Here is a 26,571-nt window from a genome sequence, read left to right as displayed (position 1 = left end):
CACCTTGCCAAAGGGCATCCGATGAAAACACTGGCCAAACTTCCCGTCACCATCGTTACCGGCTTCCTCGGCTCGGGCAAAACCACTTTGCTGCGGCACATGCTCGACAATGCTCAAGGCCGTCGCATTGCGGTGATCGTCAACGAGTTCGGCGAGCTGGGCATCGACGGCGAAATCCTCAAGCAGTGCTCCATTGGCTGCACCGAAGAAGAAGCCAACGGCCGCGTCTATGAACTGGCCAACGGCTGCCTGTGCTGCACCGTTCAGGAAGAATTCTTCCCGGTGATGCGCGAACTCGTCGCCCGTCGCGGCGACCTCGATCACATCCTCATCGAAACCTCGGGCCTGGCCCTGCCAAAGCCGCTGGTTCAAGCCTTCCAGTGGCCGGAAATCCGCAGCGCCTGCACCGTTGACGCGGTCATCACCGTCGTCGACAGCCCGGCCGTCGCCGCCGGCACCTTCGCCGCATTCCCGGACCAGGTCGACGCCCAGCGCAAGCTCGACCCGAACCTGGATCACGAATCGCCACTGCACGAGCTGTTCGCCGATCAACTGGCCAGCGCCGACCTGGTGATCCTCAACAAGGCTGACCTGATCAGCCCTGAAGACCTGGCCCGCGTGCGCCTGGAAGTCGCCGAAGAGCTGCCACCCGCGGTAAAAGTCATCGAAGCCAGCAGCGGTCGCCTGCCACTGGACGTACTGATCGGCCTTGGTGCCGGCTCCGAAGAACACATCGACAGCCGTCACAGCCATCACGATCACCACCATGAAGGTGAAGACGATCACGATCACGATGCATTTGATTCGATCTCCATCGAACTGCCGCAAGCCGACGAAAGCCTGCTGATGGACGCGCTGACCCAACTGGTGGTCAAGCACGGCATCCTGCGCGTCAAGGGTTTCGCCGCGATCCCGAACAAACCGATGCGCCTGTTGATCCAGGGCGTGGGCACGCGTTTCGACAAGCATTTTGACCGTCAGTGGGGCGCCGATGAAGCGCGTACCACCCGCCTGGTGTTGATCGGTCAGGAGCTGGACGCCGCTCAACTCGAAGCGCAATTGCGCGCTGCACTCAGCGTTTAAGCCATGCACCTGCTCAGGACCCAGCCCGGCGGTTTCGTGTCGGATGACAACATCGCCGACCTTGGACAAACCCCCGCCGAGCTGGTGATCCTGTGCAGCGGCGATTCCAGCCTGGCGCTGCTCGCCGAAGCGGCGCAGCAGTTGCCCGACGATTACCCGAGCGTGCGTCTGGCCAACCCGATGCAGGTGCAGAATCACGCGTCGGTCGACCTGTATGTCGACGAAGTGCTGCGCCACGCCAAGGTGATCTTGATTTCACTGCACGGCGGCATCGCTTATTGGCGGTATGGCGTCGAGCGTCTGGTGGAGTTGTCCGAGCGCGGTGTGCAGCTGATTCTGGTGCCCGGCGATGATCGCCCCGACCCGGAGCTCAGCGACCTGAGCACGGTGGTTGCCGAGGACCGCGACCGGCTCTGGCATTACCTGCGTCAGGGCGGCATGGCCAATGCCCTTGACCTGTTTCGCTGCCTCGCCAATCGCTGGCTGGATCGCGACTACGCCTGGGCCGAGCCGCAAACCCTGCCACGCACGGCGATTTACCATCCACAAAAAAAACCGGCGGCACTGAGCGATTGGCACGCCGACTGGCAGGCCGATCAGCCGGTGGCGGCGGTGCTGTTTTACCGCTCGCATTTGCAGGCGGCGAACACCGCGTTCATCGATGTTTTCTGCCAGCGTTTGCAAGCGGCGGGGTTGAACCCGTTGCCGATTGCCGTGGCCAGTTTGAAAGAACCCGGCTGCCTGACGGTGGTCGAGGATTGGCTGGACGAGGTTGAGGCCGGGGTGATTCTCAACACCACCGGTTTTGCCCAGTCCAGTCCAGAAGCGCCGCACCTGCGGCCGTTTCGCCGCAACATCCCGGTGATCCAGGCCATCTGCGCCCAGGACAACGAACCCGGTTGGCGAGCGAGCGAGCAGGGCCTCGGGCCGCGAGATTTGGCGATGCACATCGCGCTGCCTGAACTGGACGGGCGGATCATCAGCCGGCCGATCAGCTTCAAGGACCTGGCGTGGCGCAGCGAGCGCAGTCAGTCCGATGTGGTCTGCTACCGGCCACAACCGGAACGCATGGACTTTGTCGCTGAACTGGCGCGGCGCTGGATCGATCTGGCGCGGCGTCCCAACGCTGAAAAACGCATCGCCCTGATCTTCGCCAACTACCCGACCCGCGACGGTCGTATCGGCAATGGCGTTGGCCTCGATACGCCGGCCGTCGCGTTGAATATCCTGCGTGCGCTTCATGAGGAGGGTTATCCGCTACCGGCCGGACTGCCGGACAGCGGCACCGCGCTGATCCAGCAATTGCTCGGCGGTGTCAGCAACGACCTCGACACCCTCGACCAGCGTCCCTGTCAGCAAAGCCTGGCGATGGACGACTATCTGCTGATGTTCAACGCGCTCCCCGAAGCCAACCGCCAGGCTGTGCTGGAACGCTGGGGCGCACCTGAAAGCGACCCGATGTGCCGGGGCGGGCGAATGATGATCGCCGGGCTGCGTTTCGGCCTGACCTTCGTCGGCATTCAACCGGCCCGGGGTTATCAGGTCGACCCGAGCGCGGTCTATCACGACCCGGACCTGGTGCCGCCCCACGGCTATCTGGCGTTCTACTTCTGGTTGCGCAACACCTATGGCGCCCACGGTGTGATCCACGTCGGCAAGCACGGCAACCTCGAATGGCTGCCAGGCAAAGGCGTCGGCCTTTCGGAAAACTGCTGGCCGGATGCGTTGCTCGGGCCGTTGCCGAATATCTATCCGTTTATCGTCAACGACCCGGGTGAGGGCGCCCAGGCCAAGCGTCGCACGCAAGCGGTGATCATCGATCACCTGATGCCGCCGCTGACCCGCGCCGAAACCTACGGTCCGCTGCGCAATCTTGAGTTGTTGGCCGACGAATATTACGAAGCGCAATTGCTCGATCCACGCCGCGCCCGGGAATTGCAGCGCGACATCCTGCAACTGGTGCGCGACACGCACATCGACCGTGAACTGCAACTGGACGAAAAACTCGACAGCGACGCCGATGCGGCAATCTGGCTGCCGCGTCTGGACACTTATTTGTGCGACTTGAAAGAGTCGCAGATCCGCGATGGTCTGCATGTGTTCGGCGAGTCGCCGACCGGGCGTTTGCGCATCGACACCTTGTTGGCTTTGTTGCGGATTCCCCGTGGCGATGGGCGAGGGGCGCAATCGAGTTTACTGCGGGCGCTGGCCAAGGCGTTCACGCTGGGCTTCGATCCGCTGGATTGCGCTTTGGCCGAGCCCTGGGCCGGGCCGCGTCCAATTGAACTGCAATTGCTTAACGATGAAGTCTGGCGCACCGCAGGTGATACCCGCGAACGCCTGGAACTGTTCGCCGCGCAACTGATCTCGCAGGCACTAAACCAACCCCGAACCATCCCCGACCCCTGTGGGAGCGAGCCTGCTCGCGAAAGCGGTGGGTCAATCGATAATGATGTTGAAAGATCAACCGCTTCGCGAGCAGGCTCGCTCCCACAGGAGGCGAATTGGTCTGAGGTTGGCGCCATCCTCGACCACCTGCGCGAAGTCGTCGCACCGCGTCTGGACGCCTGCGGCCCGGCAGAAATGCGCGGTCTGCTCGACGCACTGAGCGGCCGTTTCGTCCCGGCCGGCCCCAGTGGTGCGCCGAGTCGCGGTCGTCTGGACGTGCTGCCGACCGGGCGCAACTTCTATTCGGTGGACGTGCGCAACCTGCCGACCACCACCGCGTGGCGCATCGGTTTCCAGTCGGCCAACCTGATTCTTGAACGGCACCTGCAGGACCACGGCGATCACCTGCGCCAGCTCGGCCTGTCGGTCTGGGGCACCGCGACCATGCGCACCGGCGGCGACGACATCGCCCAGGCCATGGCGCTGATGGGTGTGCGCCCGGTCTGGGCCACAGGCAGTCAGCGGGTCGACGATTTCGAGATTCTGCCGCTGAGTTTGCTGGACCGTCCGCGGGTGGATGTGACCTTGCGCGTGTCCGGCTTCTTCCGCGATGCCTTTGCCAATCTGATCCGCCTGTTCGACGCCGCCGTGCAAGCGGTTGCCGCGCTGGACGAACCGGACGACCTCAACCCGTTGGCCGCCAAGGTTCGCGCCGAGCGTGAAGCGCTGCTGCAATCGGGCCTTGATGAAGACGGGGCCAGGCGTCAGGCCGGTTGGCGTATCTTCGGCGCCAAACCCGGGGCTTACGGTGCGGGTGTGCAGGGCGCCATCGACGGTCGTCTATGGCAGAGTCGCGAGGATCTGGCCGAGGTTTACCTGAACTGGGGCGGCTACGCTTACGGCGGTTCCGACGAAGGCACCGCCGCCCGCGAGCAGTTCACCCAGCGCCTGAGCCAGGTGCAAGCGGTGCTGCAAAACCAGGACAACCGCGAGCATGACTTGCTTGATTCCAACGACTATTACCAATTCCAGGGCGGCATGCTCGCCGCCGTGGAAAGCCTCAGCGGTGAAGCGGCGGCCAGTTATCATGGCGACCACAGTCAGCCGGACTTGCCGAAAATCCGTACCTTGAAGGAAGAGTTGAACCGGGTGATTCGCTCCAGGGCGGCCAATCCGAAGTGGATCGACGGCGTGAAGCGCCACGGCTACAAAGGCGCGTTTGAACTGGCGGCCACGGTCGATAACCTGTTCGCCTTCGACGCCACCACGCAGTTGATCGACGACCACCAATACGCGTTGCTGGCGGATGCGTATTTGCTGGACCCGGCGACCCGGGATTTTGTTCGTGAGCACAATCCTCACGCGTTGCGCGACATGACCGAACGCATGCTGGAAGCGCAGCAGCGGGGCATGTGGAAGGAACCGGGCGAGTACCGCGAGGCGTTGGAGAATTTGTTGCTGGACATCGAAGAAGATGGCTAATGCACCTGAACCTGTGGGAGCGAGCCTGCTCGCGAATGCGGCAGATCATTCAATATTGATGTTGGCTGACACGCCGCTTCGCGAGCAGGCTCGCTCCCACAGGGATGAAGTGGCTGCTGATGGATCACCGACCAAGACCGAGATTTTATAATGACCGACACCCCCCATTTCCCGCTCTCCGCCGTGGTCGGTGCCGACGATCTCAAACTCGCCCTCTACCTCACCGCCATCGACCCGAAAATCGGCGGCGTATTGATCGAAGGCCCGCGCGGCATGGCCAAATCCACTCTGGCCCGAGGTCTGGCAGACCTGCTGGCCAGCGGTCAATTCGTCACCTTGCCCCTGGGCGCCACCGAAGAACGCCTGGTCGGCACGCTCGACCTGGACGCCGCCCTGAGCGAAGGCCGCGCACAATTTTCCCCCGGTGTGCTGGCCAAGGCCGACGGCGGCGTGCTCTACGTCGATGAAGTCAATCTGCTGCCCGATCACCTCGTGGATCTGTTGCTCGACGTGGCCGCCAGCGGCACCAACCTGATCGAGCGCGACGGCATTTCCCATCGTCATCCGGCGAGGTTCGTGCTGATTGGCACCATGAACCCGGAAGAGGGTGAACTGCGTCCGCAACTGCTCGACCGTTTTGGCCTGAACGTCGCCCTCAGTGGCCACACGGCACCGGCCGAGCGTGGGCAGATCATCCGTCGGCGACTGGATTTCGACAGCGATCCCCAAGGCTTCTGCGCCGAATGGGAAAGCCAGCAGCAGTCCCTGCGCGAGCGTTGCCAGAAGGCACGCAACACACTGGCGAGCATCCCCCTCGACGATCAAGCGCTGGCGCAGATTACCGAGCGCTGCTTTGCCGCCGGTGTCGACGGCTTGCGCGCCGACCTGGTCTGGCTACGAGCCGCCCGTGCTCATGCCGCATGGCGAGGGGCGAGCGCCATCGCCGAGGACGATATCGACGCGGTCGCCGAGTTCGCCTTGCGTCATCGTCGACGCGAACAGTCGCCACCGGCGCCGCAACAAAGTCAGGCGCCAACCAGCCAACACTCCAATCCCGGCGAAGGTCAGGGCCAATGGGGTGAAATGCCTGCCCAGGCGTTGCCGGTCGGTGCCCGACGTGAAGTGCCGAGCTGGCCAAAAAAGCCCTAGGCATTCGCCCTCGATCTGACGCGGGGGCGAATGCCAGACCCCGCGCCGGACGGCTGGCCAACGGCAAACAGGGTAAGCGTCATGCTGCGCGCATCGGCTCGATCAACTGGCCCGGGACTTTGCTCAATGGTCGCCCGCGTCTGCGCGAGGATGTGCTGTTTCACCTGCGCACCCGTTCGCCCCATGAGCTGTGGCTGGTGATCGTCGATGCCTCGGCCTCGACTCGCCGCCACCAGGCATTGAGCGATGCCAAGGGCCTGCTGACGCAACTGTTCGACGACGCCTATCGCCAGCGTGCACGGCTGGCGCTGCTGACGGCCAGCGGTCATGTACCGAAGTGGCACGTGCAAGGGTTGAAAGCCTCCGCGGGTTTACGCAACTGGCTTGATGGCCTGGGAGCGGGCGGTGGTACGCCGTTGCTGGCAGCGCTGGGTGAGGCGGGGCGATGGCTGGGGACACGGCAGAAGCGCTTCCCGGCGGAACGGCAACGACTGTTGCTGGTGACGGATGGACGGTTGAAAGACTGGTCGATGTTGCCGGCACTGGATTGTCCGGGGCTGTTGATCGACATCGAAAGAGGGCCGATCCGGCTTGGGCGGGCGAAGTTGTTGGCGGCAGAGCTGCAGGCAGATTATCGGCATATTGATGAGCTGATTTCGGGCTGAGTTCGTCGTTGTTTGTTTGAGCCTCTTCGCGAGCAGGCTCGCCCCCACAGGGATCTTCGTCAGCTCGATTACTTTATTCCCATGGCCTGGCGGTACTGACGCGTACGCCGGGCGATGTACACGCGGTCGAGGATCAATGCCCAGATCGCCGAAACCTCGGGCCGGGTCTTGCGTCCACGGCTCAGGCGATGGAGCTGGAATTTCACCACGGCCATGTTCGCCAGCGCTGCCAGGGGTTTGCGTTTCCAGCGAATCGGCGGCAGTTGCGGATGGCTGTTCTGGCCTTCGCGCCAGTGTTTGACCAGGTTTGGTTCAACGGCCAGCGCCGTGCCGATTCCGGCCATGGCGATGCCGCTGTCGAGCACCTGTTCGACAATGGCCAGACGTCGAATCCCGCCCGTCACCATCACCGGCATGTTCGCCACACCGGCCAATTCTCCAGCCATCTCCAGAAAGTAGGCTTCACGCGCCAGGGTCCGGCCGTCCCGGGCCTCGCCTTGCATGGCCGGGGCTTCGTAGCTGCCGCCGGAGAGTTCCAGCAGATCGATCGATTGATCGTTGAGCCACTGGATCACTTGCCGGGCATCGTCGGCGTCGAAGCCGCCGCGCTGGAAGTCCGCCGAGTTGAGCTTCACCGCCACGCAAAAGGTCGGCGACACGGCTTTGCGCACGGCGCTGACCACCGCGATCAGCAGACGCGCACGATTCTCCAGGGAGCCACCCCAGCGGTCGGTTCGGCGATTGGTCAAGGGGGAGAGGAACTGGCTGATCAGGTAACCGTGGGCGGCGTGTATCTGCACGCCAGTGAAGCCGGCTTTTTCCGCGAGGGCAGCGCTGGTGGCAAAGCGTTGGATGACGTCTTCGATGTCGTCCTCGGTCATGGGGCTGGGCTCGGCAAACATCTTTGAGAACGCGCCCAGGTCCAGCGCCACCGCGGACGGCGCCAAGGCTTGCTGACCGAGGTTGGCCATGGTCTGGCGGCCGGGATGATTGAGCTGCATCCAGAACTGCGCGCCACCGGAGCGGCCGATGCTGGCCCACTGACGAAAGCGCTCAAGGTGTTGCTCATCTTCCAGCACGACGCCACCGGGGCCGGTCATGGCGCGGTGATCGATCATTACGTTGCCGGTCAGTAACAGACCCGCTTCGCCCCCGGCCCAGGCCTGATACAAGCGGAACAACGCGCCGGAGGGCGCTTGCCCGGTATCGGCGAGGTTCTCTTCCATCGCGGCTTTGGCGATGCGATTGCCGATGGTCTGGCCGTTGGGCAAATTCAACGCTTGGAAGGGCGACATGCTTGACTCCTCATCAGTGAAGCGTAGAGGCTAAGCTTAAAGTTAACTTTAATGTCAAGCAGGCAAATGAGGCCGTGATGAAGATTGGTGAATTGGCGCAGTTAAGCGGGTTGAGCGCGTCGCGCATTCGGTTTTACGAGGCTCAGGGTTTGATTCGGCAGGTGGAACGCCGGGCCAACAGTTACCGGCATTATCCCGACCAAGCGTTGCAAACCCTGAAAATCATCCTTTGCGCCCAGCAAGCCGGGTTCAGCCTGGAAGAGTTGAAACAGTTGTTGCCGGACAGCGCGACCGGTGAGTTCAAGCAGGACGAATTGCTGGCGGGTCTTACGCGCAAAGTCGAACAGATTGAAGAGATGCAGCTGCACTTGGCGCATAGCAAGGCGCAGCTGTTGGAGGTGATCGACAACATTCAGTCGCGACCCGAGGGCATGGGCTGCGAAGCGAATGCCCAGCGGGTATTGGCATCGTTCAAGCCTTAGCGCCGATAGCTGCGGTCGACGGAGCGGGGATCGGATTGCGCATCAGCGTGCCCACCACCAGCGCACCCAGTAGTGCCAGCAAACCTGCAACCCAAAGCAGCAGACTGAAACCACCGACGAAGGCTTGCCGGGCCAACGGTTCGACCACGGTGCGCGCGGTTTCCGGCAGCAGGCTCATCGCCGCCGTCATGTCGCCGGCCACCACCCGCGAGGCGATGCCCTGGGTCTGGTCGAGCCATTGCGCACTTTGCTCCGACAGGCCACTGCGCAACAACTGCTCGGTGTGACTGGACAGCAGCGCACCGTACACGCCGATGGCCAACACAATCGCGCTGAAGCGCATGGTGGTGCTCATGCCCGAAGCCATCCCGGTGCGCTCCCGAGGCACGCAGGCCATGATGTTTTTTTGCGTATCGCCGTTGAGCAGCCCGGCACCGGCACCGGTCACGGCAATCGCCAGGGCAAAGGCCAGGTAACTGCCGCCGCTGCTGACGGCCCAGGCACTGAGCAAGTTGCCGCTGCCGACCAGGGTTAAACCGGCGGCCATCAACGTAGCCGGGGCAAATCGACTGGCCAGGCGCACGCCGATGCGCGGGCAAATCAGCATGGTCAGGGCAAACGGCAACATCCCCAGGCCCGACGCGATGGCCGAGAAACCCAGGCCGTTTTGCAGGTAGAACGGCAGCAGGGTCATCATCACCTGGGCGCAACCGGCGTAGGCAAACATGCCCAGCAGCGCGCCGATGAAGCGCGGGTGCTTGAACAATTGCAGGTCGACCATCGGCCGTTGCTGCATCCGCTCGATCACCACAAACAGCCCCAGCAGCAGGGCGCCGCCGATGAGTCGGGCGTAGGTCAGCGGGTTGCTCCAGCCGATCCGGTTGGCTTCGATCAGGCCCCAGATCAAGCACAGCAAACTCGCACTGAATGCCAGGCTGCCCCAGGGATCGAGGCGTGCCGATTGCGTGTCGCGGGATTCCGGGACGGCGCGCCAGACCATGAACATCAGAAACAACCCAACCGGAAAATTGAGATAGAAGATCCAGCGCCATCCCATGAATTCGGTGATTAGCCCGCCGACCGTCGGCGCCGCGGTCATCGCCACCCCCATGCACGCACCCCAGAACGCCCAGGCCTTGGCCCGCTCCACTTCGTCGTGAAAGGTGTGGCCGATGGAGGCCAGGGCCGAGGTCAGCAGCAATGCCGCGCCGACCCCCTTGATCGCCCGGGCGATGTCGAGGACCAACGCATTGGGCGCGGCGCCGCAACCGATGGAGGCGAGGATGAAAATGCCCAGGCCACACAATAGGGTTTTCTGCCGGCCGAAGCGGTCGGCAATGCTCCCGGCCGGCAACAGCAAGGCGGCGAAGGCCAGCATATAGGCGCTGACTACCCATTCGATGTCGGCAAAGTTCGCCCCCAGGTCCCGGGCGATCGTAGGCAACGTGACGGCGACGATGTTGGTGTCGAGGACAATCAGTGAACAGACGCCGGAGGCTGTCAGCAACGTCAGGCGCGGACTGACCCGGCTCATGGTGTGATTGCCTTTTGAGCAAGGCCGTTGACCGTTGCGTTGAGAATGGGTTTGACGTACATGAGAAGGGCTCTCTACTGTGATTGCCCGCGAGCTTATCGCGGCCAAATAGTGGCTTCGTTAGCCGGTAACCGCTACTTCATTACCTTTGAGCTAATCCACCGATGGACATACGCCATTTCCGCTACTTTCTGGCCGTTGCCCGGCAAGGCAACTTCACCCGCGCCGCCGAACAACTCGGGATCGCACCGCCAACCTTGACTCGACAGATCCAGGACATGGAGAACGAACTCGGCACGCGATTGTTCGTGCGCCAGACACGTGAAGTCAGCCTGACCGAGGCCGGCGCCGCGCTGGTGATCGAGGCCGAGGCGACGGTGCGGCAATTCGAATACGCTCAGTGCAACGCCCAGCGCGCCGGACGCGGGGACATCGGTCATATCGAACTGGGCTACGTGGCCTCGGCGGTGTACTCGGGGTTACTGCAAAAACAGGTGCAGGCCTTCAGTCGCGAGTGTCCGGACGTCAGCCTCAACGTGCGGGAAAATCCCATGGCGTCATTGCCGGTCATGGTGGTCGAGGGGCGATTCGACATTGGTTATGTCCGCTCGCCCATGACCTTGCCCGAAGGTCTGGAGGCCATTCGCCTGGACGCCGAGGGCTTTGTGCTGGCGCTGTCGGCCGAATCCTGGCTGTGTCGTTTGCCGCAGATCAGCCCCGAGCATCTGCAGGGAGAGACGTTCATCCTGCCGGAGCAAATCAGCGGCACCTTGCAAGTCGCTGCCGAGGGCGGGTTTGCGCCGAAACTGGGGGCGCAACCGGGCGGGCTGGTGGCGGTGCTGGCGCTGGTGTCGTTGGGGCAGGGCGTGGCGGTGGTGCCGGAATCGGTGGTCGGGCATGTCGGTTTGCCGGGTGTGTTGTACCGGTCGATCAAGGGGTGCGAGGCGAGTTCGTGGCTGTCATTGATTTATCGGCGATTCGAGAAATCACCGGCGGTGGCGCGGTATATCGAACGGGTCAAAAATCGCTAAAAGATCGCAGTCTCCGGCAGCTCCTACAGGGCTTGTCGTACGTATGTAGATACCGTCTTGACTCTCACCGAGCAAGCGCAAGTTTCGGGTCGAAGGGTTGACCCGACTTGAGCACGCCATAGACGAAGTGCAGCAGCTTGCGCATCGCGGCACAGATGATTTGCTTGGGAGCCTTGCCGTTGGCCTTCAGGCGGTCTTTGAGAGCGATGATTGCTTCGTTGTGTTTCAGCGCCACGATTCCTGGCATGTAGAGGCTGGCGCGCAGTCGTACCGAGCCGATTTTCGAGATCGGGGTGCGGCCCTTGAGCATGCCCGAGTCATGCAGCTTCGGGTTGAGTCCCGCAGCAGCCACCAGTTTGCGCGGATCGTCGTATTTGCGCAGGTCGCCCAGTTCGGCCAGTAGTCTCTCAAGTGTTTTTTCGCCGATGCCATCGATGGTCACGATCAAGTCGCGCATCTGACGCATGTCGGGGTCGTCATCGATGTGTTGCTTGATTACCTTGTGCGTCTCAGCGATCTCTTTTTCGACGTGGCGCAGTACCGACTGGATCGAGTCTTTGACGCTTTCGTCGGACACGTCCAGACGATTACGCTCCATTTGCTGCATTTCCTGAAGATCATCGAGGCGGCGAACCATCGCCTTCAGTTGGCGAAACTTCAGCGGTTCCGGGGCCCAGAGCGACAGTTTTTCATGTTTTTCTCTGGCGAAGTCAGCGATCAGCTTGGCGTCGCTTTTATCGGTTTTGACTCGACGCAGTTCGCTGTTGGCATAGGCATGGGTCGTAGCCGGGTTGACCACACAGACCCGATAACCCTTGTTGTAAACAAACTCGGCGAGCGCCAGGTGGTAGACGCTGGTGGCTTCCATCACGATCAGGGCCGAAGGCTCGGCCTGCTTGTGCAACCAAGCCTCAAGTTCCTTGAAGCCCTTGGCATCGTTAGCGAGTTTGGCCTTGGTTTTGTGTTTGCCATTAGGCAGATGAGTGGCGATATCAAAAGTATTTTTTGCGACATCGACGCCAACGAAACTGGACATGAATACCTCCAATCAGATCAATTGCGATCATCACTGCACTCTGTCCAACCTTGCAAATGCGGGCTCTCGCCGAAGACGGGCCCAAGATACCGTTCGAACTATACGAGTGAGTGTGGAGGGTTGGAGCACCATCTACATTGCAGGCATAACGCCTAAGGAGCTGCGCGTCTTCCAGATCCCTCCCTCGATGATCAGTCGAGAACTATCGCTCCTGACGGAGCGATAGTCGAGATACAAGGAGCTGCCGAAGGCTGCGATCTTTTGCTCTTCTACAGATTTTGTAATGATTTCTGGCTGTAGGAAATGTCGCTTTCGCCTGTAGGCTCCAAGGCCTTTTTCCTTTCAGGACGTGCATGAACACCCTCTCGGAGCCCCCCAGTTATCCTTCCTCTTCGCGCTACCGCGCGCGGCTGATACACGCAAAACACCCGGTCTTCCGACTTCCTGATTCCTTTGTCATTGCAACTCCACGGCCTCTGCGCCGCGCCTTGCCGTGCCCGGCATTCTGAATTCACTGAAGAGATCGAGACATTTTTATGGAATGGATTGCTGACCCCACCGCGTGGCTGGGCCTGTTGACGTTGATTGTGCTGGAGCTGGTGCTGGGCATCGACAACCTGGTGTTTATCGCGATCCTCGCGGACAAACTGCCGCCCGAGCAGCGTGACCGTGCGCGAATCATCGGTTTGTCCCTGGCGTTGCTGATGCGCCTGGGCCTGCTGGCGAGTATTTCCTGGCTGGTGACCCTGACCCAGCCGCTGTTCGAAGTGTTCGACAAGAGCTTCTCCGGCCGTGACCTGATCATGTTGTTCGGGGGTGTGTTCCTGTTGTTCAAGGCCACGATGGAACTGCATGAGCGACTCGAAGGCCATGTCGGCCAGCACTCGTCCAACGCGGCTTACGCGATGTTCTGGCCGATCGTGGCGCAGATTGTGGTGCTCGACGCGGTGTTCTCCCTGGACGCGGTGATTACTGCCGTGGGCATGGTCGATGAGCTGGCGGTGATGATGATCGCGGTGATCATTTCCATCGGCCTGATGATCGTCGCCAGCAAACCGCTGACCCGTTTCGTCAACGCCCACCCGACGGTGATCATGCTCTGTCTGGGCTTCCTGATGATGATTGGCTTCGCGCTGACGGCTGAAGGCCTGGGCTTTCACATTCCGAAGGGCTACCTGTACGCGGCCATCGGTTTCTCGATTCTGATCGAGGTGTTCAACCAGATCGCCCGGGCTCGTCGCAGGAGGTCCATGCAGGGCCTGCGTCCGATGCGTGAGCGCACCGCCCATGCCGTGATGCGCCTGCTGGGCGGGCGCAAACTGGCGGTGGAGGAAGTCGGTGAGGAAATTGCCGACCTGCTCGACAACGGTGAGGCGCCGAATGAGGAGCTGTTCGACCGTCGTGAACGGGTGATGATCAGCGGTGTGCTGCAACTGGCCGAGCGGCCGATCCGCAGCTTGATGACCGTGCGCGCCGACATCGATCACATCGATCTGGCCGACGATGCCGAAGCCATTCGTACACGGCTTATGCATTCGTCCTACTCGCGTCTGCCGCTGATTCGCGACGGTGCGGTGGATGAGCCGCTGGGCTTCGTGCACAAGAAGGAGCTGTTGAAGGAGTACCTGGCCGGCAACGAACCCGACCTCGAACACCTGGCGCGCAAGACCATTAACTTGCTGGACAGTTATTCGATCCTCAATGCCCTGGAACAGATGCGCAAGGCCTCGACCCACATTGCCTTTGTGGTCAATGAATTCGGTGATTTCGTGGGGGTGTTGACCATGACCGACATTCTGGAGTCGATTGCCGGTGAGCTGCCCGACGCCAGCGAAATCGAAGGCCCGGATGTGGTCGAGGAGAAAGACGGGTTTACGGTCAGTGGCGCCTTGAATCTGGCGCGGGTGCGTCAGCGAACCGGGTTTGCTGCCGAACCTACCGACGACTATCAGACCCTGGCCGGGTTGGTGGTGAGCTTGCTGGATCGTCTGCCGATGATCGGCGACAGCCATGAGTGGGAAGGCTGGCGGATGACCGTCATGGCGGTTGAAGAACGGCGGGTGAAGCGGGTGTTTCTGGTGCGGATCGGCAGGTGATTTTGCGCGGCGTGTAAGGGCCCCATCGCGAGCAGGCTCGCTCACATTTGACTGTGCCTGTCTGGACAACTCAGTTACCTGTGGGAGCGAGCCTGCTCGCGATGGCTGACTGTCAGACGACTCAGATCCTATTGATGAAAGGCATACCGATCCTTCCCCGTATGTTTTGAAACATTGCCGACCTGGTGCTTGCGCTGGTTGTCGAGAATCACTTTGCCCCATGGCCGATAGCGCAGGGAAAACACCGCTGTCGGATGGCAGCCCGCCGACGTGGTGTCCGGGGTTGCCGGTTCTGCGCGAAACGGCTGGCCCTCGGCGCTGACCTGCCGGAACGCTTCGCGCACGATGCCGACCGGGCAGGGCAGGGCACTGGCGTAGCTGTTGCGCACCAGTGGCGGCAAACGTCCGGTGCCGGCGCCATCCTGCCACCACACCTGAATCCCCGTGCTCGCCAATCCACCCAGCCACTGTCCGCTCACCTGCGGGGCAAGCTTTCCGGCGTTGAAGGCGCTGACGTGCAACGGTGCGTCCAGTTTGCCAGCGAAGTCTTTGAGCTGGCGGTGCAGGGTTTCCCGCCGATCGACGGCCAGGAAGTGAAAGTCGTCGAGTTCCAGCGGCAGGTACCAACCGCTGACCGGCAGCTTCCACTCCTTGCGCAGTCTCTGTTGCTGAGCCAGCGACTGCCCCAGTTGCGCCTGCCAATAGGCCCCGAGCCCGGCGCTGTCCAGTTCATCGATACGCTGGTAATAGGCCGGGTCCATGCTCAGGCCCAGCACCAGTTTCAGGCCTTGCGCATGGGCCTGCTTCAGGCTGCCAGCGAGCCAGCCATTGGCGCCGCCGAAGTTCGAATCACCGTAGGCCGTCCATTGCACGATGACGGTCTGCACGCCTTGTTTGGCCGTGTCTTGCCAGATCCGCTGCCATTGCGCCGGGCTGACGCTGGCGTCGACGTTCAGCGGTTGATAGAAAATTCGCTCATCGGCGCGAACCATGGCGCTGCTCAGTAACAGGCAAAAAACCAATAGAAGTCGAGTCATCAGAAATTCAACTCCACACCCAGCAGCACACCGTTGCCGCCTTCATACAGATTGCCGCCCAGGGATTGCTGATACTCGGTGCGCACTGTCAGGTGCGCACGGTAGGCATTGTAGATGTCGTCGTCGAACCACCATTGCCAGCGCAGGCCGATACCGGTGCGCAGGTCCTGGCGCCAGTCATTGCCCGGGTCTTGCGTGGCGAACTCGAGAAAGCCGTAAGGCATGATGGTTTGCGCGCCGTTGAACGGCAGCTTCCAGGTGTGACCTTGCTGGAACCGCGATAGCCATTGGTGATCACCGGCCTTGGTCCACCACGCCGCATCCAGATAGAGGAAGCGTTCTTCCCAATCGTTTTCATCGACGCGCCAGTCATTGCGGAACCGTCCCTGGTCGAGGAATGACGCGGTGCTGCGCAGCAGGTAGTCGGTGCTGGTATGACCGTCCTGGCGGTGATCGTTGAACTGGTCCGAGAGTTTTTCGGGGATCAGCATTTGACCCAGGCTCAGACGCTGATTGTCGTTGTCATCGAACGAGCTCTGCTTGTAGACCTCGCCGTAGAAGTTGATGTTTGCGGTGCCCCAGGGCTTGTAACGCAGGCCCACGCCCGTGCCGATGGACTCGGCGTAGCTCGATCGGCCCTGACCGCCGAGCAACACGCGGCCATAGACCGACAGCGTGCTGCCGGCGCGAGTCGGTTCATCACCGAGCGCGTGGTCCCAGATCGCCACTTGCACGTTCTGCGAGGTGGCGCGCCGTGATGTGTCGCTGCGGTTGCCGTCGGGGCGGAAGCTGTCGTTGGTCGAGACCCCGGCCGGTGACCAGGTGCTGGCGAGTGTGCGGCTGTCGCGGCGGGACAGGGTTTCGTGAGCGCGGCGCTGGCGATAACGCCGGGCCTCCATGCTGCCGTCCTCATCGTCGGCCGCCACCGGGTGCTGTTCCAGGTCGATGACCCGACGCAGTTCCTTGCGCGCTTGAGCGCTGTCTTCGACTTCGTCATAACGCAAGGCCAGGGTTTCGCCGAGGCGATAGTCTTCCGGGAAATTCCGGGTGGCACTTTGCAGATACGGGATGGCTGCGGAGCGCTGTTCCTTGGTGTCGGCCCCGGCCAGACGCATGCCGTAGTCGGCGCGATAACGCGGGTTGTCCGGCTCGCGGCGCACGGCTTCGGCGAGCCATGTTGTACTTTGCTCCCGCTTACCGGCCTTTTGCGCGGTGACCGAGGCCGCATAGAAATGCCCGGCATCCGGCGCCTGCTGCAAGGCTGAACGTTGACGCTGCAACGCCTCTGGATAATCGCCGCGAGCGTCGGCAATGGCCGCGCCGAGCGCCCACTCATTGGCACCACGGGCGTGGCTATTTTGCCAGTAACGTTCCGCGGCCTGAGGGTCGCCCGCGGTGAGAGCGCTGCGACTGGCCGTCAGTTTGGCGTTATCGCTCAGTTCGGCATCCGCAAGGCTGCGCCAGATTGCCAGGGCACCGGGCGAATCTCCGGCCGCCTCCAGGGCATAAGCCAGCGGCAGACGACTGCCACGGTCGCCGAGTTTTTCCGCCGCCTGGTAATAGACAACGGCCTCACCCGGTCGATCCGGCATGGCGCAACGGCCCAGGGCGCGATAGTCGCCTGCGACTTGCGGGTGGTTGCCAATGGCTTGCTGCACGGCATCGCACTGGCCCTTTTCGGCCAGTTGCGCCAGCAGTTGGCCGCGCGTGGCGGGATCGACGCGATTGAGCAACGACACCATGCGTTTCTGCTGCGCGGGGGTTGGCGTCGACGACGCATAGAGCCCCGCCAGCCGCTGCAGCAGGGCGACGGGCAACTGACCTCCGCGACGGTCATAAGCGTTTTCGAGCAACTGTCGCGTGTGTTCACGCTGACCGGCGTTCAGCGCCAGATAAGTCGCCTGATTGAGCGAGCCGAAGTTGCCGGTCTGCTGGTAATGCCGCTCCCAAAGTGTCGCCGCTTCAGTATTGCGCCCCAAGGCCTGAACCAGTTCGGCCCGACGTTTCACGACCTCCGGGGTCTGTGGCTGGCCGGCGAGCCAGGCCATGACTTTGTCGCTCTGGCCTTGTTCCTGCCAGATGTCCAGCAGGCGTGCCTGCCGACGGCTATCCCAGGGGGCGGGCAGGCGCGTGCTTTGCAGCAGTTCGGTGGCTTGCAGACGCTGGGCCAAGATCAGCCAGGTTTGCGGATCGTCGTTCGGCTGGCAGCCACGCAACTGCGTAAGTGCGGCTTCCTGATCGCGACCGGACAGCCATTCGGCCGTCTCCAGGCACGGACGCTGCAACTCGCCACTCAGGCGCTGTACGGTCGGCACGTCGCCGGCCTGTCGCGCCAGTTCCCACAAGCGTTGACGTTGCGCCGGATCTGCCAGGTCGCTGGCCGGCAACGATTGAATCCAGCGTTGGGCCTGCTGAACCTGACCCATGGCGATCGCTCTATCGACCATGGCAAGCCGGGTCTTGCGCGCGGCTTCGGGCGTTGGTGCCTGTTGCAGCAATTGCTGCAAAGGCTGTTCGTCGAGACGTTGCACATAAGCATTGGCCAGTCGCTGCCAACCTTCGGCGTCGAGTTGATGGCTGGCGGCCAGAGGCGCCAGTTGCTCGATGGTGCCGTTCCAGTCGCGCAACTGCTCGGACCAATTGGAGCGGGCCAGGTGCAGGATTTCATCGTCACCCTTGGGCGACAGTTGCGCCAGCCAGTCGTGGGCGCGGCCTGCTCCGCCGAACTTGGCCAGACTCAGGCTGTAGGCCTGCCACAGGCGTACACGCTGGCTGAGGTTGCTGGTGGCCAGCCATTCTTCCACCTGCCCGCTGCCCGGCGGATCCTGTTCGATCCAGGTCAGGCGCAGGTTGAGCAGGGCGTCGTTGTTGTCCGGGTTGTCCGGCAGCGCTTGCACGGCATCCTTGTAACGCCGTTGCTTGGCCAGCGCTTCCACCAGCAGTGCCCGGGCTTCATCGTTTTTCGGCACTTTGGTCAGCAAGTGGCGCATCAGCCGCTCGACTTCGGCCCAGTTGCCTTTTTTCGCTTCACGGTAGCTGCGATCCATGTAGGGAAAACTGCGGAACTGTTCGAACTCGGTCAGCGGCTCTGCCTGCACCCACGTGGTGGCACTCAAGCTCAGCAACAGGCTGCCGAGGAGGAGGGCATGACGCTTGACAGGCTTCATGCCACCTCCCGGACAATGCGGAAGGCGGCGTGCTGTTCACTCGCCTGGTCTGCCAGGGCCTGTTCGAGCACTTCCTGAGTAATCATGCCGCGCGAGATCAGGTGTTCGCCCAGGGACATGTGTTCGGAATCAAAGTCGATCAACGCCTGATTGAACAGGCTTGGCGGGACCATGCCGCGCACTTGCAGCAGATTGCCCAGTAGCACCTGGTGATGACTGACGCGTTCGAGCAAGGCTTCATCGTCCTGATGACGCTCAAGCACTTCGAGCATGTGGTGGACTTCCTCGTTCTGACGGGGGCTGGCGTACCAGTAACGGATACCCAGCGTGACCCGGCCCTGGGGCGCGAGGCGGCAGCGCACCGGGCGTTTCAATTGACGGCTGATGGCACCGAGGGACACCTGGCTCACCGGCCCTTCGGAGGCCAGCACCAGCGTCTTGCCTTCCTCGGCCACCGGCAGCACGCCGTAGTGGGAGGCGATCTTGCGCGGCACGGCATCGATCAGGTGCTTGTCGAGTTTGAACGGGTTCAGTGGCGCCCATTCCAGGTCCAGTTGCTCGGCCAGGGTTTCCACCAGTTGCGTGCTGTTGATGTGTTCGCGCAGCAGCAATTCGTGGCCCAGACGGCGCCGTATCGGGTTGGTGATCGCCGCTTCCAGTTGCTCTTCGGTGAGCAGGCCTTTTTCCACCAGGCGATGACCCAGCGGGGTGCGTTGGGCCTTGGTCAGGGCCGGGAATTCATGGGTGGTCTTGTCCCAGGCCACGCGGCGCGAATCGCCCATTTCCATGACCTGGCGCAGCGCCCGCACGTTGGCGAAGAAGTTGATGAAGTTGCTCCATATCATGCGCGGCGCCGACAACAGGCCTTCGACCAGTCCGTAGTAACGCGTGACGAACCAGCCGCGCTGAAACAACCGATTGATCAGCATCAAACCGTTGAGCCACAACAGCGTCGCGAGCACCGGGCTGTTGGACAGGATCGACGGATAGCGCCAGGCGGTCGGTGCAATCACCGTCATCAGCCACATCGCCAGCAGCACCAGGCACAGCAGGTTCACAAGGAAACTCAGCAGGTAAGCGATCATGCCGCGACGGTCACGCCACAGGAAATAGTTGAGCACGCCCGTGGGGCTCCAGCCGAGGTTCTTGGTGCCCTGGAAAACGATACCGACGATCCAGCGGGATTTCTGCCGGATCGCGTGCTTCAAGTCCCGAGGGAAATGCTCACGAACGCAAATCACCTGGGAAAACACGCGGTCCATGCCGAACGCCCAGGGTTGTTCGAGCGCCAGTTTCGGGTCGGTCACCGAGTAACGGGCGAAGATGCACTTCATGCCTTTTTGCTTGAGGCGAAAACCGATGTCGTAGTCTTCGGTCAGGCTCTGCACGTCGAAGGCGATGCCGTCGCCGTCTTCCAGCAGGGCGCTGATGGCTTTACGGCTGAAGCAGGTGCCGACGCCGGCGCTGGGCACCTGGCCGGTCATGGCTTCGCGCACGATCACGTCCTTGCCGTGGTTCTCGGCGAACTCATCGACGTAGTGCCCGGCGGTGAAGCCTCGCCATTCCGGCGCATAGGGGTAGACCGGAATCTGGATCAGGTCCTTGGCCGGCAGCAGGTAGTTGAAGAGGCGCAACTCCATCGGCGAAATCACGTCTTCGGCGTCGTGCAGAATGAACCCGGCAAACTGGATTTTCGCTTCGCTTTCAAAACGCAGGATCGCGTCGATGATGTTGTTCAGGCAGTCGGCCTTGCTGGTGGGGCCGGGGCGGGCGCAGACCACTTTGTGCACGTTGGGATAGTGCCGGCAGACTGCATCGACGTCGGCCTGGGTCTCGGCGTCGTTGGGGTAAGTGCCGACGAAAATCTGATAGTTCTCGTAATCGAGGGTCGACGCCGCAAGGCGCGCCATCTCACCGACCACACCGACTTCGTTCCACGCCGGGACCATGATCGCCAGTGGTTTTTCGGCGATGGCGTACAGGCGTTCTTCATCGGCGCGCTTGAATTTTTCGTAGATCCGCCAGCGACGGATCAGCTTGCGACCCCAGTACACGATGTCGATGAACAGATCATCGAGCCCGAGGATGAACATCAACAGGGCCAGGGTGATCGCGAGGTATTTGAGACCGAACAGCACATAGGCAAAGAAATCGACCAGGTCCAGAGTCATACAGCTTTGACCGCCGAGCGTTGACCCAGCCATTCGCAGAGACGGGTGGCAATGCGTTCGCTGGCGTGGCCGTCGCCGTAGGGGCTGTGGACACGACTCATACGCTCGAAGTGCGCCGGGTCATCCAGCAACTGGCTGGACTCCTTGACGATACGGTCGGTGTCGGTGCCCACCAGCAACACGGTCCCACCTTCGAGCACGGACGGCCGCTCGGTGACGTCCCGCAGCACCAGCACCGGTTTGCCGATGGCCGGCGCTTCTTCCTGGACACCGCCGGAATCGGTGAGGATGAAATGTGCGCGGCCCATCAGCCAGACGAAATGCTGATAGTCCTGCGGCGCCACCAGGTAAATATTCGGCTTGTCCGAGAGCACGCCATACACCGCTTTCTGCACCTGCGGATTGAGGTGCACCGGGTAGACGAATTGCACATCGGGGTAACGCAGCGCGAGGTCGGCGAGGGCCAGGCAGATGTTGCGAAAACCGTCGCCGAAGTTCTCCCGGCGATGGCCGGTGATCAGCACCATGCGTCGATTATCGTCGAGCACCGCCAGCGGCGAGTCGGCGGCCGGATGCCAGTTGATCTCCTCTTGGTGAGTGCGCATCCACAGCAGCGCGTCGATCACCGTATTGCCGGTGACTTCAATAGTGGCCATGGGCACGCCTTCACGCAGCAGGTTGTTTTCGCCCTTGGTGGTCGGTGTGAAATGCAGGTCGGCGAGGACGCAGGTCAAGCGTCGGTTGGCTTCTTCCGGCCAGGGCGCACGCAGGTTGCCGGTACGCAGGCCTGCCTCGACGTGACCGATGGGCAACTGGCGATTGAAGGCGGCGAGGGCGGCGATGAAGCTGGTGGTGGTATCACCGTGGACCAGCACGATGTCAGGTTTCACCCGTTCGTAGGCCTGGTCGAGGTGGAGCAGCAGTTGCTGTGACAGACCATTGAGAGTCTGGCCCTGAGTCATCACCTGCAGGTCCTGGTCGACCGTCAGTTCGAAGGCGTCCAGCACTTGCTTGAGCATCTCCCGGTGTTGACCGGTGGAGCAGATGTTCAATTCGACCCCGGGCCATTGACGCAGCACCCTGGCGAGTGGGGCCATCTTGATGGCCTCCGGCCGAGTACCGAAAACCATCATGACGTTGAAAGACATTGACCTCTCCTGGGGTGCTGCAAGGTTCTGGCTCAAGGCCGGTAGCGTTACTTCTGTTGCTGGAATGTGAATCAAAGCAGCCGCATCGAGGGTTGTCCAATACGGTTTAACGCCTGATTGATGTCGATCAAAGACGATGGATAAGTTTACCAAGACACCGTCGAGCGCTGATACGGCGCGGCTGCACAAGATGTTTCATTTCTCGGCAAAAGCGCACCGTTTGTGAACCTGATACCCGCGCCCCGTAGCCAACGGTAGCGTTTCTTCATCTGCACCTTTCGTAACACCCTCTGCGCCGAATTGCGCATCCCTCTGATTCAAAACACTTTTCAATTTCCCCAGCATTTCCTTCGCAACCTGTGGCACACTTTCTGCTGTCTATTCCGTTGTTACATACTTGATTCCGATATAACGGAATACACATCATCCTGGAGTGCTTGCCATGCATCGCCGACCTTCCTTGTTTAAAGCGTGTGTTTTTCTCTTCGCGGCTTCGGCTGCTGCCATGGGTGTCGCCCAAGCCGCGGACAGCAAGCTCGATAGCGTGCTGGCCCGCGGGAAATTGATCGTGGGCACGGGCAGTACCAATGCGCCGTGGCACTTCCAGGGTGCGGATGGCAAGTTGCAGGGGTTCGATATCGATATCGCGCGCATGGTTGCCAAAGGGTTGTTCAACGACCCGAGCAAAGTCGAGTTCGTGGTGCAGTCGTCCGATGCGCGGATTCCCAACCTGCTGACCGACAAAGTCGACATGAGCTGCCAGTTCATCACCGTGACCGCCAGCCGTGCCCAGCAGGTGGCGTTCACGCTGCCGTACTACCGCGAAGGTGTCGGCTTGTTGCTGCCGGCCAACAGCAAGTACAAGGAAATCGAAGACCTCAAGGCCGCTGGCGACAGCGTGACCGTGGCCGTGCTGCAGAACGTGTACGCCGAAGAGTTGGTGCATCAGGCGTTGCCTAAAGCCAAGGTCGATCAGTACGACAGCGTGGACCTGATGTATCAGGCGGTGAACTCCGGCCGTGCCGACGCCGCAGCCACCGACCAGTCTTCGGTGAAATACCTGATGGTGCAGAACGCTGGCCGCTATCGCAGCCCGGCCTACGCGTGGAGCCCGCAGACCTACGCCTGCGCCGTCAAACGTGGCGATCAGGACTGGCTGAACTTCGTCAACACCACCCTGCATGAAGCCATGACCGGCGTTGAGTTCCCGACTTACGCGGCGTCGTTCAAGCAGTGGTTCGGTGTCGACTTGCCAACACCCGCCATCGGCTTCCCTGTCGAATTCAAATGATCCCGTGAGAGCGGGGCGTTCGCGCCCCGTTCAAGGTACTGCTGACCATGAACTATCAGTTGAACTTTGCCGCCGTGTGGCGCGATTTCGACACCTTGCTGGCGGGGCTCGGTCTGGGCCTTGAGCTGGCGCTGGTGTCGATCGCCATCGGCTGCGTGATCGGCCTGCTGATGGCGTTTGCCTTGCTGTCAAAGCACCGCGCGTTGCGGGTGCTGGCGTCGGTGTATGTGACGGTGATCCGTAACACGCCGATTCTGGTGTTGATTCTGTTGATCTATTTCGCCCTGCCGAGTCTGGGGATTCGTCTGGACAAGATCCCGTCGTTCATCATCACCCTGTCGCTATACGCCGGGGCGTACCTGACCGAAGTGTTCCGCGGCGGCCTGTTGAGCATTCCCAAGGGGCAGCGCGAAGCCGGCCTGGCCATCGGGCTCGGTGAGTGGCAGGTCAAGGCGTATGTCACCGTGCCGGTGATGCTGCGCAATGTGCTGCCGGCCTTGTCGAACAACTTCATTTCGCTGTTCAAGGACACCTCGCTGGCGGCGGCGATTGCCGTGCCGGAGCTGACCTATTACGCGCGCAAGATCAATGTCGAGAGCTACCGGGTGATTGAAACCTGGCTGGTGACCACAGCGCTTTATGTTGCGGCCTGTTACCTCATTGCCATGATGCTGCGTTACCTCGAGCAGCGTCTGGCGATTCGCCGATAGGAGGCCCACATGTACGAATCACCCAGTTGGTTGCATGAATTGTGGGTCGCCCGCGAAATGTTGTGGCAAGGCTTCTTGACCAGTGTGCAGGTCTCGGCCCTGGCGATTCTATTGGGCACGATGGTTGGCATTGTCGCCGGTCTGGTGCTGACCTACGGCAAGTTCTGGATGCGCGCGCCGTTTCGTTTTTACGTTGACCTGATTCGCGGCACGCCGGTGTTTGTATTGGTGTTGGCGTGCTTCTACATGGCGCCGGCGCTGGGTTGGCAGATCAGTGCGTTCCAGGCCGGTGCCCTGGGGTTGACGCTGTTTTGCGGCTCCCATGTGGCCGAGATCGTCCGCGGCGCGCTGCAAGCGCTGCCCAGTGGCCAGATGGAAGCGAGCAAGGCCATTGGCCTGACGTTTTTCCAATCGCTCGGTTACGTGTTGTTGCCCCAGGCGTTGCGGCAGATCCTGCCGACCTGGGTCAATTCCTCCACGGAGATCGTCAAGGCCTCGACGTTGTTGTCGGTGATCGGTGTCGCCGAGTTGCTGCTCAGCACCCAGCAGATCATCGCCCGGACGTTCATGACCCTGGAGTTTTACCTGTTCGCCGGATTTCTGTTTTTCGTCATCAACTACGCCATCGAATTACTCGGCCGGCACATTGAAAAGCGGGTGGCCTTGCCATGACTCAATCTAACAACGCTCAAAACGGTCAGCCCCTGCTGGACATTCGCGGGTTGCACAAAAAGTACGGTCAGCTCGAAGTGCTCAAGGGCGTCGACCTGACGATGCAGCGCGGCAACGTGGTCACGCTGATCGGCTCCAGCGGTTCGGGCAAGACCACGCTGCTGCGTTGCGTGAACATGCTCGAAGAGTTCCAGGGCGGGCAGATCATGCTCGATGGCGAATCCATCGGCTATGACGAGGTCAACGGCAAGCGCGTACGGCACGCGGAAAAAGTCATCGCTCGCCACCGCGCCATGACCGGCATGGCGTTCCAGCAGTTCAACCTGTTCCCGCATCTCACGGCGTTGCAGAACGTCACCCTCGGTTTGCTCAAGGTCAAGAAGCTGCATAAGGACGAGGCCGTGGCGCTGGCGGAAAAATGGCTGGAGCGGGTCGGCCTGCTGGAGCGGCGCGATCACTACCCCGGCCAGTTGTCCGGCGGTCAGCAACAGCGCGTGGCGATTGCCCGTGCCATTGCGATGAACCCGAGCCTGATGTTGTTCGACGAAGTCACCTCGGCCCTCGACCCGGAACTGGTGGGCGAAGTGCTGAACGTGATCAAGGGCCTGGCCGACGAAGGCATGACCATGCTGCTGGTGACCCACGAAATGCGTTTTGCCTTCGAGGTTTCGGACAAGATTGTTTTCATGAATCAGGGGCGGATCGAAGAGCAGGGGCCACCCAAGGAACTCTTCGAGCGTCCGCAATCGCCGCGTCTGGCGGAATTTCTCAAGAACACTCGTTTTTGACCTTTCACTTTTCAATCAGGAGAAACACTCATGAGCATTACTCGTTACGGCACCGGCAGCACCGCCGGTGGCGGTCAGCCCCGTCCTTTCGCCCGCGCCGTTGAAGCCGATGGCTGGCTGCACGTGTCCGGCCAGGTGCCGGCGCTGGATGGCGAGATCATCGTCGGTGGCATCGTCGAGCAGACCCACCAGACCATGAAGAACCTGATCGCGATTCTCGAAGAGGCCGGTTATGGCCTGGAAGACGTGGTACGCACTGGCGTATGGCTGGAAGACCCGCGGGATTTCTGGAGTTTCAACAAGGTATTTTCCGAGTACTTCAAAAGCGAACACGCACCGGCGCGGGCCTGTGTGCAGGCGAACATGATGGTCGACTGCAAGGTCGAGATCGACTGCATCGCGTACAAGAAAAAGGCCTGATTCTCGATGGCTCTTGTAGGAGCTGCCGAAGGCTGCGATCTTTTGCCGTTTTTTGGACATGCCGCAAGGGCAAGATCAAAAGATCGCAGCCTGCGGCAGCTCCTACAGGTCGAATTTGTATGGGAACCACTGACATGACCGAAGACACCATCAAACGCCGGGCTCGCGGTCTGGACCGGGCGTTCGATATCCTCGATTTCCTCAAGGAAATCGGCCAGCCCCTGCGCCCGAATGAAATCGCCAGCGGCATCGGCAGCCCGAAATCCACGGTCTACGAACTGGTGGCCTCGCTGCTGGAACGACGGATTCTCGAACCCGTGGGCAAGGAAGGTCACGTCTACCTTGGCCGGCAGCTGTACTTCCTGGGACAGGCGCATTTGCGTCATTTCGACCTGACACGCGAGGCCGATCATGCCTTGCAGGACATCGTCAGCCAGACCCACGAAACCGCGCAGATGTGCCTGCTCAACGGACGCAAATACACTGTGGCCTTGATGAAGGAGGGCGAGCGGCATTTCCGCATTTCGTCGGACATCGGTGAGAACGCGCCAATTCCCTGGACCGCTTCCGGGCGCCTCTTGCTGGCGCATTTGAGCGACGAGGAAATCGTCGACCTGATCGACCACGACGACTTCATCCTGCCCAATGGCGAACGCTTGCCGCTGGAGCAGTTTCTCAAGGAAATCCGTCAGGCCGGTATCGATGGGTTCTTTTCCTTCGATAGCGTCGCCGACACCTTTACCCATTGCTTTGCCGCCCCGGTCAAAGACCCGAACGGCGTGGCCATTGCGACGCTGTGCATCGTCGCCCCACGGGCCGATGCCAAGAAAAACTACAACGACTATCGCCGGGTGCTGATTGATAACGCCAACAGCCTGGCCCGTCGTATCAACGAATAACAGCGGCTGCCTGCGGCCGCGAATGTG

Annotated in this window: 20 protein-coding genes; 13 read left to right on the top strand and 7 right to left on the bottom strand. The window is 61.5% G+C overall.

What is annotated here, in order from left to right; genetic code table 11:
• The first annotated feature begins 21 nt into the window (after positions 1-21).
• The 4 genes from cobW to ACYZUD_RS09625 all read left to right on the top strand — a co-directional run bounded on the left by cobW (position 22) and on the right by ACYZUD_RS09625 (position 6,767).
• Positions 22-1,083 (top strand): cobalamin biosynthesis protein CobW, encoded by a 1,062-nt coding sequence (gene cobW, locus ACYZUD_RS09640; RefSeq protein WP_150634481.1) that lies wholly within the window; start codon positions 22-24, stop codon positions 1,081-1,083.
• Between the two features lie 3 nt (positions 1,084-1,086).
• Positions 1,087-4,953: a cobaltochelatase subunit CobN gene (gene cobN, locus ACYZUD_RS09635; RefSeq protein ID WP_462023791.1), complete on the top strand. Its 3,867-nt coding sequence runs from the start codon at positions 1,087-1,089 to the stop codon at positions 4,951-4,953.
• A gap of 150 nt (positions 4,954-5,103) precedes the next feature.
• Entirely contained in the window at positions 5,104-6,102 is a 999-nt protein-coding gene (locus tag ACYZUD_RS09630) for an ATP-binding protein (RefSeq protein WP_462023790.1), read from the top strand.
• A 119-nt stretch (positions 6,103-6,221) separates the two neighbouring features.
• Positions 6,222-6,767 carry a vWA domain-containing protein gene (locus ACYZUD_RS09625; protein WP_462023789.1) on the top strand — a complete coding sequence of 182 codons (546 nt, stop codon included), beginning with the start codon at positions 6,222-6,224 and terminating at the stop codon, positions 6,765-6,767.
• A gap of 68 nt (positions 6,768-6,835) precedes the next feature.
• Here the strand turns inward: ACYZUD_RS09625 and ACYZUD_RS09620 are convergent, their stop codons facing one another.
• Entirely contained in the window at positions 6,836-8,062 is a 1,227-nt protein-coding gene (locus ACYZUD_RS09620; protein ID WP_462023788.1) for an NADH:flavin oxidoreductase/NADH oxidase family protein, read from the bottom strand.
• Between the two features lie 77 nt (positions 8,063-8,139).
• Between ACYZUD_RS09620 and ACYZUD_RS09615 the strand changes: the two genes are divergently transcribed.
• Complete coding sequence (locus ACYZUD_RS09615; protein ID WP_462023787.1) at positions 8,140-8,544, top strand: MerR family transcriptional regulator; 405 nt, start codon at positions 8,140-8,142, stop codon at positions 8,542-8,544.
• On the opposite strand, the gene ACYZUD_RS09610 is transcribed toward ACYZUD_RS09615, so the two are convergent.
• Entirely contained in the window at positions 8,534-10,078 is a 1,545-nt protein-coding gene (locus ACYZUD_RS09610) for an MFS transporter (protein WP_462023786.1), read from the bottom strand. The two genes, ACYZUD_RS09615 and ACYZUD_RS09610, sit on opposite strands and share 11 nt — an antisense overlap.
• Positions 10,079-10,242: 164 nt before the next feature.
• Between ACYZUD_RS09610 and ACYZUD_RS09605 the strand changes: the two genes are divergently transcribed.
• Positions 10,243-11,109, top strand: a complete 867-nt coding sequence (locus ACYZUD_RS09605) for a LysR family transcriptional regulator (protein ID WP_462023785.1) — start codon at positions 10,243-10,245, stop codon at positions 11,107-11,109.
• A 64-nt stretch (positions 11,110-11,173) separates the two neighbouring features.
• On the opposite strand, the gene ACYZUD_RS09600 is transcribed toward ACYZUD_RS09605, so the two are convergent.
• Positions 11,174-12,145, bottom strand: coding sequence for an IS110 family RNA-guided transposase (locus tag ACYZUD_RS09600; protein WP_462019512.1), 972 nt, complete (start codon positions 12,143-12,145; stop codon positions 11,174-11,176).
• Between the two features lie 536 nt (positions 12,146-12,681).
• Between ACYZUD_RS09600 and ACYZUD_RS09595 the strand changes: the two genes are divergently transcribed.
• Complete coding sequence (locus ACYZUD_RS09595; protein ID WP_462023784.1) at positions 12,682-14,241, top strand: TerC family protein; 1,560 nt, start codon at positions 12,682-12,684, stop codon at positions 14,239-14,241.
• 128 nt (positions 14,242-14,369) lie between these two features.
• On the opposite strand, the gene ACYZUD_RS09590 is transcribed toward ACYZUD_RS09595, so the two are convergent.
• Genes ACYZUD_RS09590 through wecB form a run of 4 tightly spaced genes read right to left on the bottom strand, consistent with a single transcriptional unit; the run spans position 14,370 to position 21,764 of the window.
• A complete protein-coding gene (locus ACYZUD_RS09590) occupies positions 14,370-15,278 on the bottom strand; it encodes a DUF4434 family protein (protein ID WP_462023783.1) in 909 nt (302 codons plus the stop codon).
• A complete protein-coding gene (locus ACYZUD_RS09585; protein WP_462023782.1) occupies positions 15,278-18,445 on the bottom strand; it encodes an NfrA family protein in 3,168 nt (1,055 codons plus the stop codon). The genes ACYZUD_RS09590 and ACYZUD_RS09585 overlap by 1 nt, the downstream gene beginning before the upstream one ends.
• Complete coding sequence (gene nfrB / locus ACYZUD_RS09580) at positions 18,442-20,616, bottom strand: cyclic di-3',5'-guanylate-activated glycosyltransferase NfrB (protein ID WP_462023781.1); 2,175 nt, start codon at positions 20,614-20,616, stop codon at positions 18,442-18,444. The genes ACYZUD_RS09585 and nfrB overlap by 4 nt, the downstream gene beginning before the upstream one ends.
• Positions 20,613-21,764, bottom strand: coding sequence for a non-hydrolyzing UDP-N-acetylglucosamine 2-epimerase (wecB, locus tag ACYZUD_RS09575; RefSeq protein ID WP_462023780.1), 1,152 nt, complete (start codon positions 21,762-21,764; stop codon positions 20,613-20,615). The genes nfrB and wecB overlap by 4 nt, the downstream gene beginning before the upstream one ends.
• A gap of 442 nt (positions 21,765-22,206) precedes the next feature.
• Between wecB and ACYZUD_RS09570 the strand changes: the two genes are divergently transcribed.
• The 6 genes from ACYZUD_RS09570 to ACYZUD_RS09545 all read left to right on the top strand — a co-directional run bounded on the left by ACYZUD_RS09570 (position 22,207) and on the right by ACYZUD_RS09545 (position 26,544).
• Complete coding sequence (locus ACYZUD_RS09570) at positions 22,207-23,055, top strand: transporter substrate-binding domain-containing protein (protein WP_462023779.1); 849 nt, start codon at positions 22,207-22,209, stop codon at positions 23,053-23,055.
• 47 nt (positions 23,056-23,102) lie between these two features.
• Entirely contained in the window at positions 23,103-23,765 is a 663-nt protein-coding gene (locus ACYZUD_RS09565; protein ID WP_007941741.1) for an amino acid ABC transporter permease, read from the top strand.
• Between the two features lie 9 nt (positions 23,766-23,774).
• Complete coding sequence (locus ACYZUD_RS09560; RefSeq protein ID WP_462023778.1) at positions 23,775-24,437, top strand: amino acid ABC transporter permease; 663 nt, start codon at positions 23,775-23,777, stop codon at positions 24,435-24,437.
• Positions 24,434-25,225, top strand: a complete 792-nt coding sequence (locus ACYZUD_RS09555) for an amino acid ABC transporter ATP-binding protein (RefSeq protein ID WP_462023777.1) — start codon at positions 24,434-24,436, stop codon at positions 25,223-25,225. Before ACYZUD_RS09560 ends, ACYZUD_RS09555 begins: the two co-directional genes overlap by 4 nt.
• Before the next feature lie 30 nt (positions 25,226-25,255).
• On the top strand, positions 25,256-25,645 hold the full coding sequence (locus ACYZUD_RS09550; protein WP_007898265.1) for a RidA family protein: 390 nt from the start codon (positions 25,256-25,258) through the stop codon (positions 25,643-25,645).
• Between the two features lie 134 nt (positions 25,646-25,779).
• Positions 25,780-26,544 carry an IclR family transcriptional regulator gene (locus ACYZUD_RS09545; RefSeq protein WP_462023776.1) on the top strand — a complete coding sequence of 255 codons (765 nt, stop codon included), beginning with the start codon at positions 25,780-25,782 and terminating at the stop codon, positions 26,542-26,544.
• Positions 26,545-26,571 lie beyond the last annotated feature (27 nt).

The organism is Pseudomonas sp. XS1P51 (assembly GCF_054897845.1).
Note: the sequence above shows the minus strand (reverse complement) of the source record. Positions and strands in the feature narration are given on the sequence as shown.

Bases quoted from the DNA above. Each gene is read 5' to 3' on its own strand.
- ACYZUD_RS09555 (WP_462023777.1), top strand. From the start codon at position 24,434: ATGACTCAATCTAACAACGCTCAAAACGGTCAGCCCCTGCTGGACATT.
- ACYZUD_RS09550 (WP_007898265.1), top strand. From the start codon at position 25,256: ATGAGCATTACTCGTTACGGCACCGGCAGCACCGCCGGTGGCGGTCAG.
- wecB (WP_462023780.1), bottom strand. From the start codon at position 21,764: ATGTCTTTCAACGTCATGATGGTTTTCGGTACTCGGCCGGAGGCCATC.
- ACYZUD_RS09600 (WP_462019512.1), bottom strand. From the start codon at position 12,145: ATGTCCAGTTTCGTTGGCGTCGATGTCGCAAAAAATACTTTTGATATC.
- ACYZUD_RS09605 (WP_462023785.1), top strand. From the start codon at position 10,243: ATGGACATACGCCATTTCCGCTACTTTCTGGCCGTTGCCCGGCAAGGC.
- ACYZUD_RS09595 (WP_462023784.1), top strand. From the start codon at position 12,682: ATGGAATGGATTGCTGACCCCACCGCGTGGCTGGGCCTGTTGACGTTG.
- ACYZUD_RS09620 (WP_462023788.1), bottom strand. From the start codon at position 8,062: ATGTCGCCCTTCCAAGCGTTGAATTTGCCCAACGGCCAGACCATCGGC.
- ACYZUD_RS09610 (WP_462023786.1), bottom strand. From the start codon at position 10,078: ATGAGCCGGGTCAGTCCGCGCCTGACGTTGCTGACAGCCTCCGGCGTC.
- ACYZUD_RS09545 (WP_462023776.1), top strand. From the start codon at position 25,780: ATGACCGAAGACACCATCAAACGCCGGGCTCGCGGTCTGGACCGGGCG.
- ACYZUD_RS09630 (WP_462023790.1), top strand. From the start codon at position 5,104: ATGACCGACACCCCCCATTTCCCGCTCTCCGCCGTGGTCGGTGCCGAC.
- ACYZUD_RS09585 (WP_462023782.1), bottom strand. From the start codon at position 18,445: ATGAAGCCTGTCAAGCGTCATGCCCTCCTCCTCGGCAGCCTGTTGCTG.
- ACYZUD_RS09615 (WP_462023787.1), top strand. From the start codon at position 8,140: ATGAAGATTGGTGAATTGGCGCAGTTAAGCGGGTTGAGCGCGTCGCGC.
- ACYZUD_RS09590 (WP_462023783.1), bottom strand. From the start codon at position 15,278: ATGACTCGACTTCTATTGGTTTTTTGCCTGTTACTGAGCAGCGCCATG.
- cobN (WP_462023791.1), top strand. From the start codon at position 1,087: ATGCACCTGCTCAGGACCCAGCCCGGCGGTTTCGTGTCGGATGACAAC.
- cobW (WP_150634481.1), top strand. From the start codon at position 22: ATGAAAACACTGGCCAAACTTCCCGTCACCATCGTTACCGGCTTCCTC.
- ACYZUD_RS09570 (WP_462023779.1), top strand. From the start codon at position 22,207: ATGCATCGCCGACCTTCCTTGTTTAAAGCGTGTGTTTTTCTCTTCGCG.
- ACYZUD_RS09565 (WP_007941741.1), top strand. From the start codon at position 23,103: ATGAACTATCAGTTGAACTTTGCCGCCGTGTGGCGCGATTTCGACACC.
- ACYZUD_RS09560 (WP_462023778.1), top strand. From the start codon at position 23,775: ATGTACGAATCACCCAGTTGGTTGCATGAATTGTGGGTCGCCCGCGAA.
- nfrB (WP_462023781.1), bottom strand. From the start codon at position 20,616: ATGACTCTGGACCTGGTCGATTTCTTTGCCTATGTGCTGTTCGGTCTC.